The sequence below is a fragment of the Blastococcus sp. TBT05-19 genome (assembly GCF_003319095.1).
Classification (GTDB): Bacteria; Actinomycetota; Actinomycetes; order Mycobacteriales; family Geodermatophilaceae; genus Blastococcus.
Genome location: NZ_QOHI01000003.1, coordinates 200,450 through 213,819, shown reverse-complemented (window position 1 = coordinate 213,819; position 13,370 = coordinate 200,450). Strand labels below are relative to the sequence as shown.

Annotated in this window: 15 protein-coding genes; 3 read left to right on the top strand and 12 right to left on the bottom strand. The window is 75.3% G+C overall.

Annotated features, from left to right (window positions below):
• Window positions 1–4: 4 nt before the first annotated feature.
• The 11 genes from tsaE to DQ244_RS10055 all read right to left on the bottom strand — a co-directional run bounded on the left by tsaE (window position 5) and on the right by DQ244_RS10055 (window position 10,257).
• On the bottom strand, window positions 5–451 hold the full coding sequence (gene tsaE / locus DQ244_RS10105; RefSeq protein ID WP_113811344.1) for a tRNA (adenosine(37)-N6)-threonylcarbamoyltransferase complex ATPase subunit type 1 TsaE: 447 nt from the start codon (window positions 449–451) through the stop codon (window positions 5–7).
• Window positions 448–1,077, bottom strand: a complete 630-nt coding sequence (locus DQ244_RS10100; protein WP_113811343.1) for a uracil-DNA glycosylase — start codon at window positions 1,075–1,077, stop codon at window positions 448–450. Before DQ244_RS10100 ends, tsaE begins: the two co-directional genes overlap by 4 nt.
• Window positions 1,074–2,249: an alpha/beta fold hydrolase gene (locus tag DQ244_RS10095; RefSeq protein ID WP_113811342.1), complete on the bottom strand. Its 1,176-nt coding sequence runs from the start codon at window positions 2,247–2,249 to the stop codon at window positions 1,074–1,076. The genes DQ244_RS10100 and DQ244_RS10095 overlap by 4 nt, the downstream gene beginning before the upstream one ends.
• Window positions 2,249–3,385, bottom strand: a complete 1,137-nt coding sequence (gene alr, locus DQ244_RS10090) for an alanine racemase (protein WP_113811341.1) — start codon at window positions 3,383–3,385, stop codon at window positions 2,249–2,251. Before alr ends, DQ244_RS10095 begins: the two co-directional genes overlap by 1 nt.
• Window positions 3,382–4,848, bottom strand: a complete 1,467-nt coding sequence (locus DQ244_RS10085) for an NAD(P)H-hydrate dehydratase (RefSeq protein ID WP_113811340.1) — start codon at window positions 4,846–4,848, stop codon at window positions 3,382–3,384. Before DQ244_RS10085 ends, alr begins: the two co-directional genes overlap by 4 nt.
• Entirely contained in the window at window positions 4,845–5,231 is a 387-nt protein-coding gene (locus DQ244_RS10080) for a holo-ACP synthase (RefSeq protein ID WP_113811339.1), read from the bottom strand. Before DQ244_RS10080 ends, DQ244_RS10085 begins: the two co-directional genes overlap by 4 nt.
• Window positions 5,232–5,455: 224 nt before the next feature.
• Window positions 5,456–7,333, bottom strand: coding sequence for a glutamine--fructose-6-phosphate transaminase (isomerizing) (glmS, locus tag DQ244_RS10075; RefSeq protein ID WP_113811338.1), 1,878 nt, complete (start codon window positions 7,331–7,333; stop codon window positions 5,456–5,458).
• 84 nt (window positions 7,334–7,417) lie between these two features.
• Window positions 7,418–8,761 (bottom strand): phosphoglucosamine mutase, encoded by a 1,344-nt coding sequence (gene glmM / locus DQ244_RS10070; RefSeq protein WP_113811337.1) that lies wholly within the window; start codon window positions 8,759–8,761, stop codon window positions 7,418–7,420.
• Window positions 8,762–8,769: 8 nt separating this feature from the next.
• Window positions 8,770–9,189 carry a 30S ribosomal protein S9 gene (rpsI, locus tag DQ244_RS10065; protein ID WP_113811336.1) on the bottom strand — a complete coding sequence of 140 codons (420 nt, stop codon included), beginning with the start codon at window positions 9,187–9,189 and terminating at the stop codon, window positions 8,770–8,772.
• Window positions 9,186–9,629 carry a 50S ribosomal protein L13 gene (gene rplM / locus DQ244_RS10060; protein ID WP_113811335.1) on the bottom strand — a complete coding sequence of 148 codons (444 nt, stop codon included), beginning with the start codon at window positions 9,627–9,629 and terminating at the stop codon, window positions 9,186–9,188. Before rplM ends, rpsI begins: the two co-directional genes overlap by 4 nt.
• Before the next feature lie 124 nt (window positions 9,630–9,753).
• Window positions 9,754–10,257, bottom strand: a complete 504-nt coding sequence (locus tag DQ244_RS10055; protein WP_113811334.1) for a carbonic anhydrase — start codon at window positions 10,255–10,257, stop codon at window positions 9,754–9,756.
• 88 nt (window positions 10,258–10,345) lie between these two features.
• Here DQ244_RS10055 and glp point away from each other — a divergent pair, with 88 nt between their 5' ends.
• The 3 genes from glp to DQ244_RS10040 are packed head-to-tail and all read left to right on the top strand — an operon-like array spanning window position 10,346 to window position 12,509.
• On the top strand, window positions 10,346–11,548 hold the full coding sequence (glp, locus tag DQ244_RS10050; RefSeq protein ID WP_113811333.1) for a gephyrin-like molybdotransferase Glp: 1,203 nt from the start codon (window positions 10,346–10,348) through the stop codon (window positions 11,546–11,548).
• Window positions 11,545–12,018, top strand: coding sequence for a cyclic pyranopterin monophosphate synthase MoaC (moaC, locus tag DQ244_RS10045; RefSeq protein WP_113811332.1), 474 nt, complete (start codon window positions 11,545–11,547; stop codon window positions 12,016–12,018). The genes glp and moaC overlap by 4 nt, the downstream gene beginning before the upstream one ends.
• Window positions 12,006–12,509, top strand: a complete 504-nt coding sequence (locus tag DQ244_RS10040; RefSeq protein ID WP_233491299.1) for a molybdenum cofactor biosynthesis protein B — start codon at window positions 12,006–12,008, stop codon at window positions 12,507–12,509. The genes moaC and DQ244_RS10040 overlap by 13 nt, the downstream gene beginning before the upstream one ends.
• Window positions 12,510–12,516: 7 nt before the next feature.
• On the opposite strand, the gene fdhD is transcribed toward DQ244_RS10040, so the two are convergent.
• Window positions 12,517–13,347, bottom strand: coding sequence for a formate dehydrogenase accessory sulfurtransferase FdhD (fdhD, locus tag DQ244_RS10035; RefSeq protein ID WP_113811564.1), 831 nt, complete (start codon window positions 13,345–13,347; stop codon window positions 12,517–12,519).
• Between the last annotated feature and the right edge of the window lie 23 nt (window positions 13,348–13,370).

Genomic DNA, 13,370 nt, shown 5'->3' with positions numbered 1-13,370 from the left:
CGCCTCAATCGAGCCGCTGCTCCCAGCCCGGTCCGTGCGGCACCAGGACGGCGGTGCGGACCTCGTCGTCGCGCCGGTCCAACCGCACCTCGAGGTGCTCGTCGGCCAGCTGCTCCACCAGCCCCTGCCCCCACTCGACGACGGTCACCGACTCCTCGGTGGAGGCGTCGAGGTCCAGGTCGTCGACGTCGGCGTGCCCGCCCAGCCGGTAGGCGTCGACGTGCACCAGCGGGATCCGGCCCTCGCGGTGCACCCGGGCGATGACGAACGTGGGCGAGGTGACCGGCTCCCGCACGCCCAGGCCCGCGCCGATGCCCTGGGTGAGCGCGGTCTTGCCGGCGCCGAGCGGGCCGACCAGCACCAGCAGATCCCCCGGCCGCGCCAGGTCGGCCAGCCGCCGGCCCAGCGCGTGGGTGTCGGCGAGCGTCGCCAGCACGTGCTCGCGGTTCACGGGGCTCCTCCCAGGGTGGCGGCGACGGCGGTGAGGTCGGCCAGCAGACCCGCCCGCGGGGCGCCGTTCGGGCCGAACCGGATGGCCGCCGAGGGGTGGTAGGTCGCCCACACCGAGCGGCCGTCGACCTCGTGCGGACGGCCGCGGACGGCGGCGAGGACGGTGCGGGGCCCGAGGAACCACTTGGCCGACGACAGCCCGAGCGCGACGACCACCGGCGCGTCCAGCAGGTCCAGCTGCCGGCGGAGCCACCCGCTGCACCGTGCCACCTCGGGCGCCTTCGGGGTGCGGTTGCCCGGCGGGCGGCACTTCACGACGTTGAGCACGGCGGCCTCGGCGCGGTCCAGCCCGGCTTCACCGAGCAGCAGGTCCAGCAGCGCGCCGGACTTCCCGACGAAGGGCCGCCCCGTCTCGTCCTCGGTGGCCCCGGGCGCCTCGCCGACCAGCACGAGCCGGGGACGACCGGTGGGCGGCACGTCACCCACGACGACGTGCTGCCGGGTCGCGGCCAGCTCCGGGCAGGCCACGCAGGTGCGTGCCGCGGCGGCCAGCGACGTCCAGTCCGGGGCGGCCGCGGCGGCGGCCGCCACCGTGCGGGCGTCGTGGTCGGTGCCCACCGGGCTCACCGGGACCTCCGGGGCCGCCCGGCGCCGGCGCGGCGCAGCAGCGCGGTCAGTGCCTGGTCGACCTCGGCCGGCCGCTCCAGCTGCACCATGTGGCCGGCACCGGCCACCACCACGTACTCCGAGTCCGGCAGCTGCTCCACGATGCGGTCGCTGTGCTCCTGGGGGATCAGCTTGTCCCGGTCGCCGGTGAGCACCAGCGTGGGCACCGCGCGCAGCGGCGCCAGCGATCCCGTGTGGTCCAGGCCCGCGATCGCCGGGTAGAACTCCGCGATCACCTCGACCGGCGTACCGGCGATCATCGCGTCCACGTAGCGCCCCAGCGCCGGGTCGACGTCGGAGGAGCCGAAGGACAGCGAGCGCGTGGCGACCGACACCAGCTCGGCGGCCACCCGCCGGGTGCGCTCGGCGAACGCCGGCCGGTGGCGCATCGTCCACGCCGCGACCGGCAGGACGGTCGCGCGCACGCGGGTGAGCACGTCGGGCAGGCCGAAGTTCAGGTCGGCCAGCTGGCCGCTGGAGGTCGCCACCAGCGCGGCACCGACGACGCGGCTGCCGAACAGCTTAGGTCGCAGCGCCGCCAGGCCCATGATCGTCATGCCGCCCATGGAGTGGCCCACGAGCACGACCGGCCCGCGGGGTACCCGGGCGTCGAGCACCGCCAGCAGGTCGCGGGCCGCCTGCTCGATCGTCGAGTTCTCCGACCTCCCGCGTCCGGAGGCGCCGTGGCCGCGCTGGTCGTAGAACACCAGCCGCGCCTGGGGCCGGTGCCCGTTCTCCGTCGCCAGCTCCGCGCCGAGGGACTGCCGCTGGAACGCCCAGGACGCCATCGACAGCGTGTACCCGTGCACGAAGACGACGGTCAGCGGAGCGTCCCGCGGGCCGATCTCCTCCACCGCCAGCAGCACGCCGTCGTCGGTCTGCACCAGCGCGGTGCGGTCCGCCGGCCGCGACTCGAGGCCGAGCGGGTCGACCTGGCGCAGCTGGCCCGGGGTCAGGTTCTCCGGCAGCTCCGCCGCCGGCCCCAGCTCGGCGGCGCGCACCCGCCGGGCAGCGATCTTGCTGACCGCGACGCCGGCGGCGGTCCCGGCGGCGGCCAGGCCCAGGACGGCGCCGACCACGCCGGCGGTGTGGCCGCGCGGGTGCTTCGGGGCCGGGGGCTTCGCGCGGGCCATCAGACCGCTCCCGCGGAGCCGACGTAGCGGCGGGCGAACCGGCCCCCGATCCGGGTGACCAGCTCGTAGTGGATCGTGCCGACGGCGTCGGCCCACTGCTGGGCGGTCGGCTCACCGGCGTCACCGGGACCCCAGAGGACCACCTCGTCCCCCGGCGCGACGGCGGCGTCGCCGACGTCGACGACGAACTGGTCCATGCACACCCGGCCGGCGATCGTGCGCTGCGCACCGGCCGCGAGGACGGGCGCGGAGTTCCCGCCGGCGCGGGGCACGCCGTCGGCGTAGCCGACCGGCACCAGGGCGAGCGTCGTCTCCGCGGGCGTCGTGTACGTGTGGCCGTAGGACACCCCGGCGCCGGCCGGCACGCGCTTGGTCAGCGCCACGCGGGCCCGCACGCTCATCGCCGGCCGCAGCCCGTGGTCGGCGGCGTTCCCGCCGAGCGGGTCCAGCCCGTAGACGGCGATCCCCGGGCGGACCATGTCGAACCAGGTGTCGGGCAGGGCGACGGTGGCCGCGGAGTTGGCCAGGTGCCGGCGGGCGTCGGTGAGGCCGGCGGCACGGGCGACCGCCACCGCCTCCTCGAACACCCGCACCTGGGAGCCGATGGTGGGGTGGGTCGGGGCGTCGGCGTAGGCCATGTGGCTCCACAGCCCGACCACGGTGACGTCGCCGTCGGCCTGCGCGCGGGCCGCCGCGGCGACCAGCTCGGGCCACTCGGCCGTGGTCGCGCCCTCGCGGGACAGCCCCGTGTCCACGCACAGGTGCAGCCGGGCCGGCCGGCCGGTGGCCCGCGCGGCGGCGACCACCTCGGCCAGCCCCCACCCCGCGTTGACCGACACCTCCAGGTCGGCGGTCAGCGCCGCGGCGAAGTCGGCACCGGGGCCGTGGAGCCAGGCCAGCACCGGCGCGGTGATGCCGGCGGCCCGCAGCGCCAGCCCCTCCGCGAGGACGGCCACGCCGAGCTGGTCGGCACCCCCGGCCAGGGCGGCCCGGGCCGCCGGCAGCAGGCCGTGGCCGTAGCCGTCGGCCTTCACGACAGCCATCAGCGGCCGCCCCACGCGCTCGCGCAGCACCGAGGTGTTGGCCGCGATCGCGTCGAGGTCGACCACGACTTCGGCCCCGGTCCCGTTCGTCACGGAGCCGAGTCTGGCAGGCGCTCCGTTCGGGCACCGCGCACCCGGCCGATCGCCTCGGGCAGGTGCCGCACCAGGTCACCGGCGATCAGCGGCCCACCGGCGGAGGCGGCCTGCCCGGCCCGGCCGTGCACGTGGGTCGCCACCGCCGCCGCCTCGGCCGCCGGGAGCCCGGTGGCCAGGAGCGCCCCGGCGATGCCCGAGAGCACGTCGCCGGTACCCGCCGTCGCCAGCCATGGGGTGCCCGTGGCGTTGACCCAGGCGGTGCCGCCGGGGTCCGCGACCACCGTGGCCTCGCCCTTGAGCAGGACGACGGCACCCAGGTCGGCGGCCAGCCGCCGGGCCGACGCGATGCGGTCGGCGCCCACCTCGAACCCGAACCGGGCGAACTCGCGGTCGTGCGGGGTGAGCACCGTCGGCGCGGAACGGCCGCGCACCAGGTCCGGCTCCGCGGCCAGCAGGGTCAGCGCGTCGGCGTCCACGAGCACCGGGAGGTCGGTGGCCAGCACCTCGGCCAGCACGCTGCGCGCGTCGTCGTCGGTGCCCATCCCCGGGCCCACGACCCACGCCTGCACCCGCCCGGCGTCCGCGGGCCGGCCGTCGGTCACGATCACCTCCGGCCACGCCGCCCGCACGCCGTCGGCCGCCGTCCCGGCGTAGCGGACGAGCCCGGGCCGGGTGCGCAGGGCGGCGCCGGTGCACAGCACCCCGGCCCCGGGGTAGGTCGTCGAGCCCGCGACGATCCCCACCACGCCCTGCGAGTACTTGTCGTCGCCGGCCTCCGGCACGGGCAGCCGGGCCGCGACGTCGTCGTCGGTGAGCTGCCAGGCCCTCGCGGGCGGCAGGTGCTCGGTCAGGCCGATGTCGACCAGGTGCACCTCACCGGCGCAGGCGCGCCCCTCGCCGACGACGAGGCCGGGCTTCACCGCGCCGAACGTGACGGTGTGCGTGGCCGGGAAGGCAGCACCCTCGACGGCGCCGGTGTCGGCGTCGACCCCGCTCGGCACGTCGACGGCCACCATGAGCGCCGGTCCCGACGCGGCCCGCTCGACCAGTGCGGCGGCCGGCGGGCGCAGGCTGCCGACCCCGCCGATGCCCACGATCCCGTCGAGCACGAGGTCGGCGCGGTCGAGGACCGGTCCCGCGTCGTCGGGGGCGACCGTCCGGCCGCCGGCCCGCCGGAGGGCGGCCAGCCCGCCGGGGTGCGCGCGCTCGGGAGCCAGCAGGACGGCGGTGACCCGCACACCCCTCCCCGCGAGCAGCGCACCGGCGTGCAGCGCGTCCCCGCCGTTGTCGCCCGCCCCCACCAGCAGGACGGCGCTCCTGCCGTAGGTGCGTCCGAGCAACCGCAGGCAGACGACGCCCAGGCCCGTCGCGGCCCGCTGCATGAGCGCGCCGGCCGGCAGCGCGGCCAGGAGGGGCGCCTCGGCGGCGCGGACCTCGGCGGCGGGGTGCAGCCCGATCACGGGACGTCCCGGCCGAGGCCCTCGGCGATCACGACCGCCGAGGCGATGCCGCCGTCGTGGCTGAGCGAGACGTGCCAGGACGAGACGCCCAGCTGGGCGGCACGGCCGGCGACCGAGCCGCGCACCGCGAGGTGCGGCCGGCCGTGCTCGCCGACGGTCACCTCGGCGTCGTGCCAGTGCAGGTCGCCGGGGGCGCCGAGCGCTTTGGCCAGCGCCTCCTTGGCCGCGAACCGCGCGGCCAGCGACTCACCGGTGCGCGGGTTGCCCGAGGGCGTGACCTGCTCGGCCGCGGTGAAGAGACGGTCGCGCAGACCTGGCGTGCGGGTGAGCGACTCCGCGAACCGCTCGACCGGCACCACGTCGATGCCCACCCCGATGATCACCGGGTCAGTCTGCCGCCCCCGCGGGCCGCGCGCCTCGGCACGCCGTCACCGCCGCCGTGCGGTCACCGGTGCCGCGCTGCAGCGAGGCGCCGACGACCACAGCGCGGCGGTCGAGCCGCGACCCCGGTACCGCCCGGCCGCCAGCAGGTGACGTGCTGGAACGGCCCCTTCGCAGGGGCCCGCCGCGAGCGGAGCGAGCGGTGGGGGGCGAAGGGGTCCTTCTGCTACTCGACGGTGACGGACTTGGCCAGGTTGCGCGGCTGGTCGACGTCGAACCCGCGGGTGTCGGCGATCTCGCAGGCCAGCACCTGCAGCGGCACGGTGGTGACCACCGGTGCCATCAGCGTCGGGGTGCGGGGCACCCGGATCAGGTGGTCGGCGTAGGGCACGACGTCGTCGTCGCCCTCCTCGGCGATCACGATGGTGCGGGCGCCGCGGGCGCGGACCTCCTGGATGTTGGAGACCACCTTCCCGTGCACCGAGTTGCGGCTGCGCGGCGACGGGACCACGACGACGACCGGTGTGCCCTGGTCGATGACCGCGATCGGCCCGTGCTTCAGCTCGCCGGCGGCGAAGCCCTCGGCGTGGATGTAGGCGAGCTCCTTGAGCTTGAGCGCACCCTCCAGCGCCACCGGGTAGCCGACGTGCCGGCCGAGGAACAGGATCGTGCCCGCGTCGGCCAGCGACCGGCCCAGCGCGCGCACCTCCTCCATGTCCTCGAGGACGCGGGCCACCTTGGCCGGCAGCTCGCGGAGGTCGTCGACGATGGCCGCGATCTCGTCCTCGTACTTCACGCCGCGCACCTGGGCGAGGAACAACCCGACCAGGTAGCAGGCGACGATCTGGCTGAGGAAGGCCTTGGTCGAGGCGACGGCGACCTCGGGGCCGGCGTGCGTGTAGAGCACGGCGTCGGACTCCCGCGGGATGGTCGACCCGTTGGCGTTGCAGATGGCCAGCACGCGGGCCTTCTGCTCCTTGGCGTGCCGCATCGCCATCAGGGTGTCCATGGTCTCGCCGGACTGGCTGATCACGACGACGAGCGTCGAGCGGTCCAGCACCGGGTCGCGGTAGCGGAACTCGCTCGCGACCTCCACCTCGACCGGGATGCGGGTCCAGTGCTCGATGGCGTACTTCGCGATCAGGCCGGCGTGGAACGAGGTGCCGCAGGAGACGACGAAGATCTTGTCGATGTCGCGCAGCTCCTGGTCGGAGAGGCGGACCTCGTCCAGCAGCAGATTCCCGTCCTCGCCCAGCCGGCCCAGGAGCGTGTCGGCGATCGCCTGGGGCTGCTCGGCGATCTCCTTGAGCATGAACCAGTCGTAGCCGCCCTTCTCCGCGGCGGCGGCGTCCCAGTCGACGGTGTAGGCGGCCGGTTCGGCGGGCGTCCCGTCGAAGCCGGTGACGGTCAGGCCGCGGGTGCGGTCGATCTCCACGACCTGGTCCTGGCCGAGCTCGCGCGCCTCCCGGGTGTGCCCGATGAAGGCGGCGACGTCGGAGCCGAGGAAGTACTCGGGGGTCCCGTCGGCGGTCTCGCCGACGCCCACGACCAGCGGGCTGCTGCGGCGGGCTGCGACCAGCGTGTCCGGCTCGGCCACGTGCGTGGCGACGAGGGTGAAGGCACCCTCCAGCCGCTGGCACACGGTGCGCATGGCCTCGGCGAACCGGCCCTCGCCCTCCGGGGTGTCCCGGTACACGGCGGCGAGCAGGTGCGCGACGACCTCGGTGTCGGTCTCGGAGGTGAACTCGACGCCGGCGGTCTCGCACTCGGCGCGCAGGGCGGCGAAGTTCTCGATGATGCCGTTGTGGATCACCGCGACCGAGCGGTCGGCGGAGACGTGCGGGTGGGCGTTGCGGTCGGTCGGCCCACCGTGCGTGGCCCAGCGCGTGTGCCCGATGCCGATCGTGGCCGCCGGCAGCGGCTGCTCGGCCAGCTCCTTCTCCAGGTTGGCGAGCTTGCCGGCCTTCTTGGCCGTGCTCAGCTCACCGTCGGAGAGGAGAGCGACGCCGGCCGAGTCGTACCCGCGGTACTCCAGCCGACGGAGGCCCTCCAGGACGACGTCCAGCGCGCCCTGCGGACCGACGTACCCCACGATGCCGCACATTGGACCGAGGGTACCGGCCGGGAACGGTGGACGAGCCCGGCCACGGGCCGGTGGACCCCCCTGGGGTGAGGGCCTCCGCCGGGATCAGGAGACCCGGGCGACCACGCCGGCGAGGCGTTGCGCCACCTCGTCGGCCACTTCCTGGGTCGGGGCCTCGACCATGACGCGGACCAGCTGCTCGGTGCCCGACGGCCGCAGGAGGACGCGCCCGGAGTCGCCGAGCTCCTCCTCCACCGCGTTGACGGCCGCCGCGACCTCGTCGCTCTCGGCGACGGCGAGCCGGTCCTGCACGGGCACGTTGATGAGCACCTGCGGGAGCCGGTGCACCACGGAGCCGAGCTCGGCCAACGAGGCGCCGGTGGCGGCCATGCGCGAGAGCAGGGCCAGGCCGGTGAGCACGCCGTCGCCGGTCGTCGCGTGCTCGAGGAAGACGAGGTGGCCGCTCTGCTCGCCGCCGAGGCTGAGGTCACGGGCCCGCAGCGCCTCGAGCACGTACCGGTCACCGACGGCAGTGGTGTGCACCCCGATGCCGGCGTCGCGCATCGTGTGGTGGAAGCCGAGGTTGCTCATCACGGTCGCGACCACGGTGTCGGACTTGAGCGCGCCCCGCTCGTGCAGCGCCAGCGCGCAGATCGCGAGGATGGCGTCGCCGTCGACGACCTCGCCGGAGGCCGAGACGGCCAGGCAGCGGTCGGCGTCGCCGTCGTGGGCGATGCCGATGTCGGCACCCTTCTCGCGGACCGCGTCGATCAGCGGGCCGAGGTGGGTGGACCCGATGCCGTCGTTGATGTTCCAGCCGTCGGGCTCGCAGCCGATCGCGTGCACGGTGGCACCGGCGCGGCGATAGGCCTCCGGGGCGGCGGAGGCCGCCGCACCGTGGGCGCCGTCGACGACGACGGAGAGCCCGGACAGGGGCCGGTCGACGGTGGAGAGCAGGTGCTCGAGGTAGGCGTCGATGCCGTCGGAGAGCGCGCTGACGCGGCCGATGCCGGCGCCGGTGGGCCGGTGGTCCTCGGACGAGCCGGAGGCGACGGTCTGCTCGATGGCGGCCTCGAGGGCATCGGGCAGCTTGTGCCCGCCCCGGCTGAAGAGCTTGATGCCGTTGTCGGGCATCGGGTTGTGGCTGGCCGAGATCATGACGCCGAGGTCGGCGTCGGCGCGGCCGGTCAGGTAGGCCAGTGCCGGCGTCGGGACGACACCGGCCAGGAGCACCTCGGCTCCGGCGCTCGTGAGGCCCGCGACGACCGCGGCCTCGAGCATCTCCCCGCTGGCGCGGGGGTCACGCCCGACGACCGCGACGGGACGCGAGGTCCCGTCGCGGTCGGCGAGCACTCCGGCGGCGGCGCGCGCCACGGAGAGGGCCAACTCCGGGGTGAGCTCGGAGTTGGCCCTTCCGCGGACGCCGTCCGTACCGAACAGGCGACCCAAGGGACGGGTCAGCGCTTGGAGTACTGAGGAGCCTTGCGGGCCTTCTTGAGCCCGTACTTCTTGCGCTCCTTGACCCGGGGGTCACGGGTGAGGAAGCCGGCCTTCTTGAGGGCCGGACGGTCCTCGGCCTCGACCTCGATCAGGGCGCGGGCGATGCCCAGGCGCAGCGCGCCGGCCTGGCCGGTGACGCCACCACCCTTGAGCAGGGCGACGACGTCGTACTGCTCGGCCTTCTCGAGGGTCACGAACGGCTCACGGATGAGCTGCTGGTGCACCTTGTTCGGGAAGTACTGCTCGAGGGTGCGACCGTTCAGCGTGAACTGGCCGGTGCCGGGGAGCAGCCGCACGCGGACGACGGCCTCCTTGCGGCGGCCGACGGTCTGGATCGGACGCCCGTCGGCGTCGGTCACGGTCAGTGCGCTGGTCACTGGGCCACCTGCTTGATCTCGTAGGTCTGGGGCTGCTGCGCGGCGTGCGGGTGCTCCGGGCCGGCGTAGACCTTGAGCTTGGAGAGCATCTGACGCCCGAGGGTGTTGTGCGGCAGCATGCCCTTGATCGCGCGCTCGACGACGCGGTCGGGGTGGGTGCGGAGCTGGTCGCCCACGTTGATGGTCTTGAGACCACCCGGGTGACCGGAGTGCCGGTAGGCGCGCTTGTCGTCCCGCTTCGACCCGGTCAGGGCGACCTTGCCGGCGTTGATGATGACGACGAAGTCGCCGACGTCGACGTGCGGGGCGTACTGGGGCTTGTGCTTGCCGCGCAGGAGCTGCGCGGTCTGGCTGGCCAGTCGACCGAGCACCACATCGGTGGCGTCGATGACGTGCCAGGCCCGGGCGATCTCGCCGGGCTTGGGGGTGTACGTGCGCACGGGCGCTCGACTCCTCGTCGTCGGGGTGGCTGGTGGTTCGCCTCACCGAGCACGGGAGACGTGGATCGACGCGCGCAGCACCAGCCGGCTCGCGCGCGCCAACCGAGAACAGTACCAGCGGCGGCTACGCCCCCGGGCCGGGGCCCTGGATCTCCCGGAGCAGCCCCGTGTCGACGTCGTAGACGAAGCCCCGCACCTCGTGGGAGAGGAGGTACGGGCTCTCCTTGATCAGCGCGATCGACTCGCGCACGTCGGCGTCCACGTCCGAGAAGGCGCGCGCCGCCCACGGGGGACGCCGGCCGGTCGCCTCGAAGACCGTGTCGGAGAAGCTGACGTCGTCGGTCGCCTGCAGCCCGCAGTTGGTGTGGTGGATGAGCACGATCTCCCGGGTGCCCAGCGCGTGCTGGCTGATGGTGAGCGACCGGACGACGTCCTCGGTGACCACACCGCCGGCGTTGCGGATGACGTGCGCATCACCGACCTCCAGGCCCAGCACGCCGAACAGCGGGATGCGCGCGTCCATGCACGCGACGACGGCCACCTTGCGGGCCGGGCGCACCGGCTTGCTGCCGGGGAAGCGCTCCGCCCAGGCCGCGTTCGCCTCGAGCATCCGGTCGATCTCCGCCACGTCGGTCCTCCCTCTCGTTCCTCGGTGCCCGGGACAGTAACCGGCAGGCGCCGGGCCGGCAGCCGGGGTGATCGGCCAGGATGGGCGGATGCGCACCGTCGAGGAACACCAGGCAGTGGTGAACGCCCTGCTGCCGGCGATGCCCGAGGAGGTCGTCGCGCTGGCCGAGGCGCACGGCCGGTTGCTCGCCCGCGACGTGGTCGCGCAGGTGCCGTTGCCGGGCTTCGACAACTCCGCGATGGACGGCTACGCCGGGCGGTGGGCCGAGCTGGCCGGCGCCGACGGCGGCCCCGTGCGGCTGCCGGTGGCCGAGGACGTCCCCGCCGGGCGCGGCGACGTCGTCCCGCTGGCGCCCGGCACCGTGCACCGCATCATGACCGGCGCCCCGCTCCCCCCGGGTGCCGACGTCGTCGTCCCGGTGGAGCTGACCGACGGCGGCACCGACGTCGTGGAGGTCCGCGACCGCCCGCCGGTCGGCAGCCACCTGCGCGGAGCCGGGGAGGACATCGCCGCGGGCACGGTCGCGCTGTCGGCCGGGTCCCCGCTCGGCGCCGCCCAGCTCGGTCTGGCCGCCGCGGTCGGGGTCACCGAGCTGACCGTCCGGCGCCGCCCGCGGGTGCTCGTCCTGTCCACCGGCAGCGAGCTCGTCGCGCCCGGGGAGCCGCTCGCGCGCGGGCAGATCTACGAGTCGAACTCGGTGCTGCTGGCGGCCGCCGTGGAGGAGGCCGGCGGCATCCCGCGCCGGCTGCACTTCGTCCCCGACGACGTCGACCAGTTCCTCACCACGGTCCGCGCCGAGCTGGCGACGGCCGACCTGCTGATCACCAGCGGCGGGGTGAGCGCCGGCGCCTACGAGGTGGTCAAGGACGCGTTCCGCAGCCTGGGCACCGTCGAGTTCGGCAAGGTGGGCATGCAGCCCGGCGGCCCGCAGGGTGCCGGCACCGTCGACGGCGTCCCGGTGATCACGCTGCCGGGCAACCCGGTGAGCGCCTTCGTGTCCTTCGAGGTGTTCGTCCGGCCGGCCCTGCGCCGCGCGCTCGGGCACGCCTTCCCCGACCGGCTGCGCGCCCCCGCCCGGCTGACCGGTGCGCTGCGCTCGCCGGCCGGGAAGCGGCAGTTCCTCCGTGGCCGCTACGACGGCGGCGAGGTCTCCCAGGTCGGCGGCCCCGGCTCGCACCTGGTGGCCCACCTGGCCCGCGCCAACTGCCTGGTCGTCGTCCCCGAGGACGTCACCGAACTGCCCGCCGGCGCCGCAGTGGACGTCGTGCTGATCGAGGGAGCCCTGCAATGACCGAGCCCCGGCTCACCCACGTCGACGAGTCCGGCGCCGCGCGCATGGTCGACGTCAGCGCCAAGGCGGTCACGGCCCGCGAGGCCACCGCGGCCGGCCGGGTGCTGGTCAGCGCCGAGGTCGTGGACCTGCTGCGCGGGAAGGGCGTGCCGAAGGGCGACGCCGTCGCCGTGGCCCGCATCGCCGGTATCGCCGGCGCCAAGCGGACGCCGGACCTCGTGCCGCTGTGCCACCCGATCGCGCTGCACGGCGTCACCGTCGAGGTCGAGGTCGCCGACGACGCCGTGGAGATCACCGCCACCGCCCGCACCGCCGACCGCACCGGCGTGGAGATGGAGGCGCTGACCGCGGTCACCGTGGCCGGCCTGACGATGATCGACATGGTCAAGGCGGTCGACCCGAGGGCGGCGATCACCGACGTCCGGCTGCTGCGGAAGTCCGGCGGCAAGAGCGGCGTGTGGACCCGGTGAGCGGGGTGCCGGCGGGCGCCCGCGCCGTCGTCGTCACCGCCTCCAACCGCGCGTCGGCCGGCGTCTACTCCGACCGCAGCGGGCAGGCGCTCGCGGCCGGGTTGCGCGAGCTCGGCTTCGCGGTCGAGGGGCCGCACGTGCGCCCGGACGACGTGGACGAGCTGGCCGCCGTCCTGCGGGACGCGGTGGCGGGCGGCGCCGACCTCGTCGTCACCACGGGGGGCACGGGCCTCTCCCCCACCGACGTCACGCCGGAGGCCACGCGCGCGGTGCTCGAGCGCGAGGCGCCGGGGATCGCCGACGCCGTGCGCCGGTACGGCGCGGAGAACGGCGTCCCGACCGCGGTGCTCTCCCGTGGGCTGGCCGGCACCGCGGGCCGGACGCTGGTCGTCAACCTTCCGGGCTCCACCGGTGGCGTGAGGGACGGGCTCGCGGTCCTCGGGCCCCTGCTCCCCCACGTGGTCAGCCAGCTCCGCGGCGGCGACCACTGAGCTCGGCTCAGTCCGGGAGGACGATCCGCTCCTGGTGCGTGTAGACGTTGCACCCGTCGCCGCGCAGGAAGCCGACCAGCGTGATGCCGACCTCGCGGGCCAGCTCGACCGCCAGGGACGACGGCGCGGAGACGGCGGCCAGCACCGGGATGCCCGCCATCGCCGCCTTCTGGGTCAGCTCGAAGCTCGCCCGCCCGCTGACCATCAGCACGTGCCCGGCCAGCGGCAGGCGCCCGCCCCGGACGCCGTCACCGATGACCTTGTCCACCGCGTTGTGCCGCCCGACGTCCTCCCGCAGCGCGAGCAGCTCGCCGTCGGCGGTGAACAGCCCGGCGGCGTGCAGACCGCCGGTCTTCTCGAACACCTGCTGCTCGGCCCGCAACCGGTCCGGCAGCGCCAGCAGCACCTCCAGCGGTAGCCGCGCCCCGTCGGCCCCGACGTCGTAGGAGGTCTTCGTGCGGATGGCGTCGATGCTCGCCTTGCCGCACACCCCGCAGGAGCTCGACGTGTAGAAGTTCCGCTCCAGCCCGGTGTCCGGGATCGGCACGCCGGGCGCGAGGTCGACGTCCACGACGTTGTAGGTGTTGCGGCCGTCGGCGTCCACGGAGTCGCAGTAGCGCAGCCCGGCCACGTCGTCGGCGCCGGCGATGACGCCCTCGGTGGCCAGGAAGCCGTGCACCAGGTCGAAGTCGTCCCCCGGCGTCCGCATCGTCACCGCCAGCGCCGTGCCGCCGAGCCGGATCTCCAGCGGCTCCTCGGCCGCCACGGTGTCGGGCCGGGTGGTGCGCTGCGGCCCGCGGATGCGCAGCACGGGGGTGCGGCTGGTGACTCGTCCCACGGGGGCGACGGTACCCACGCCCG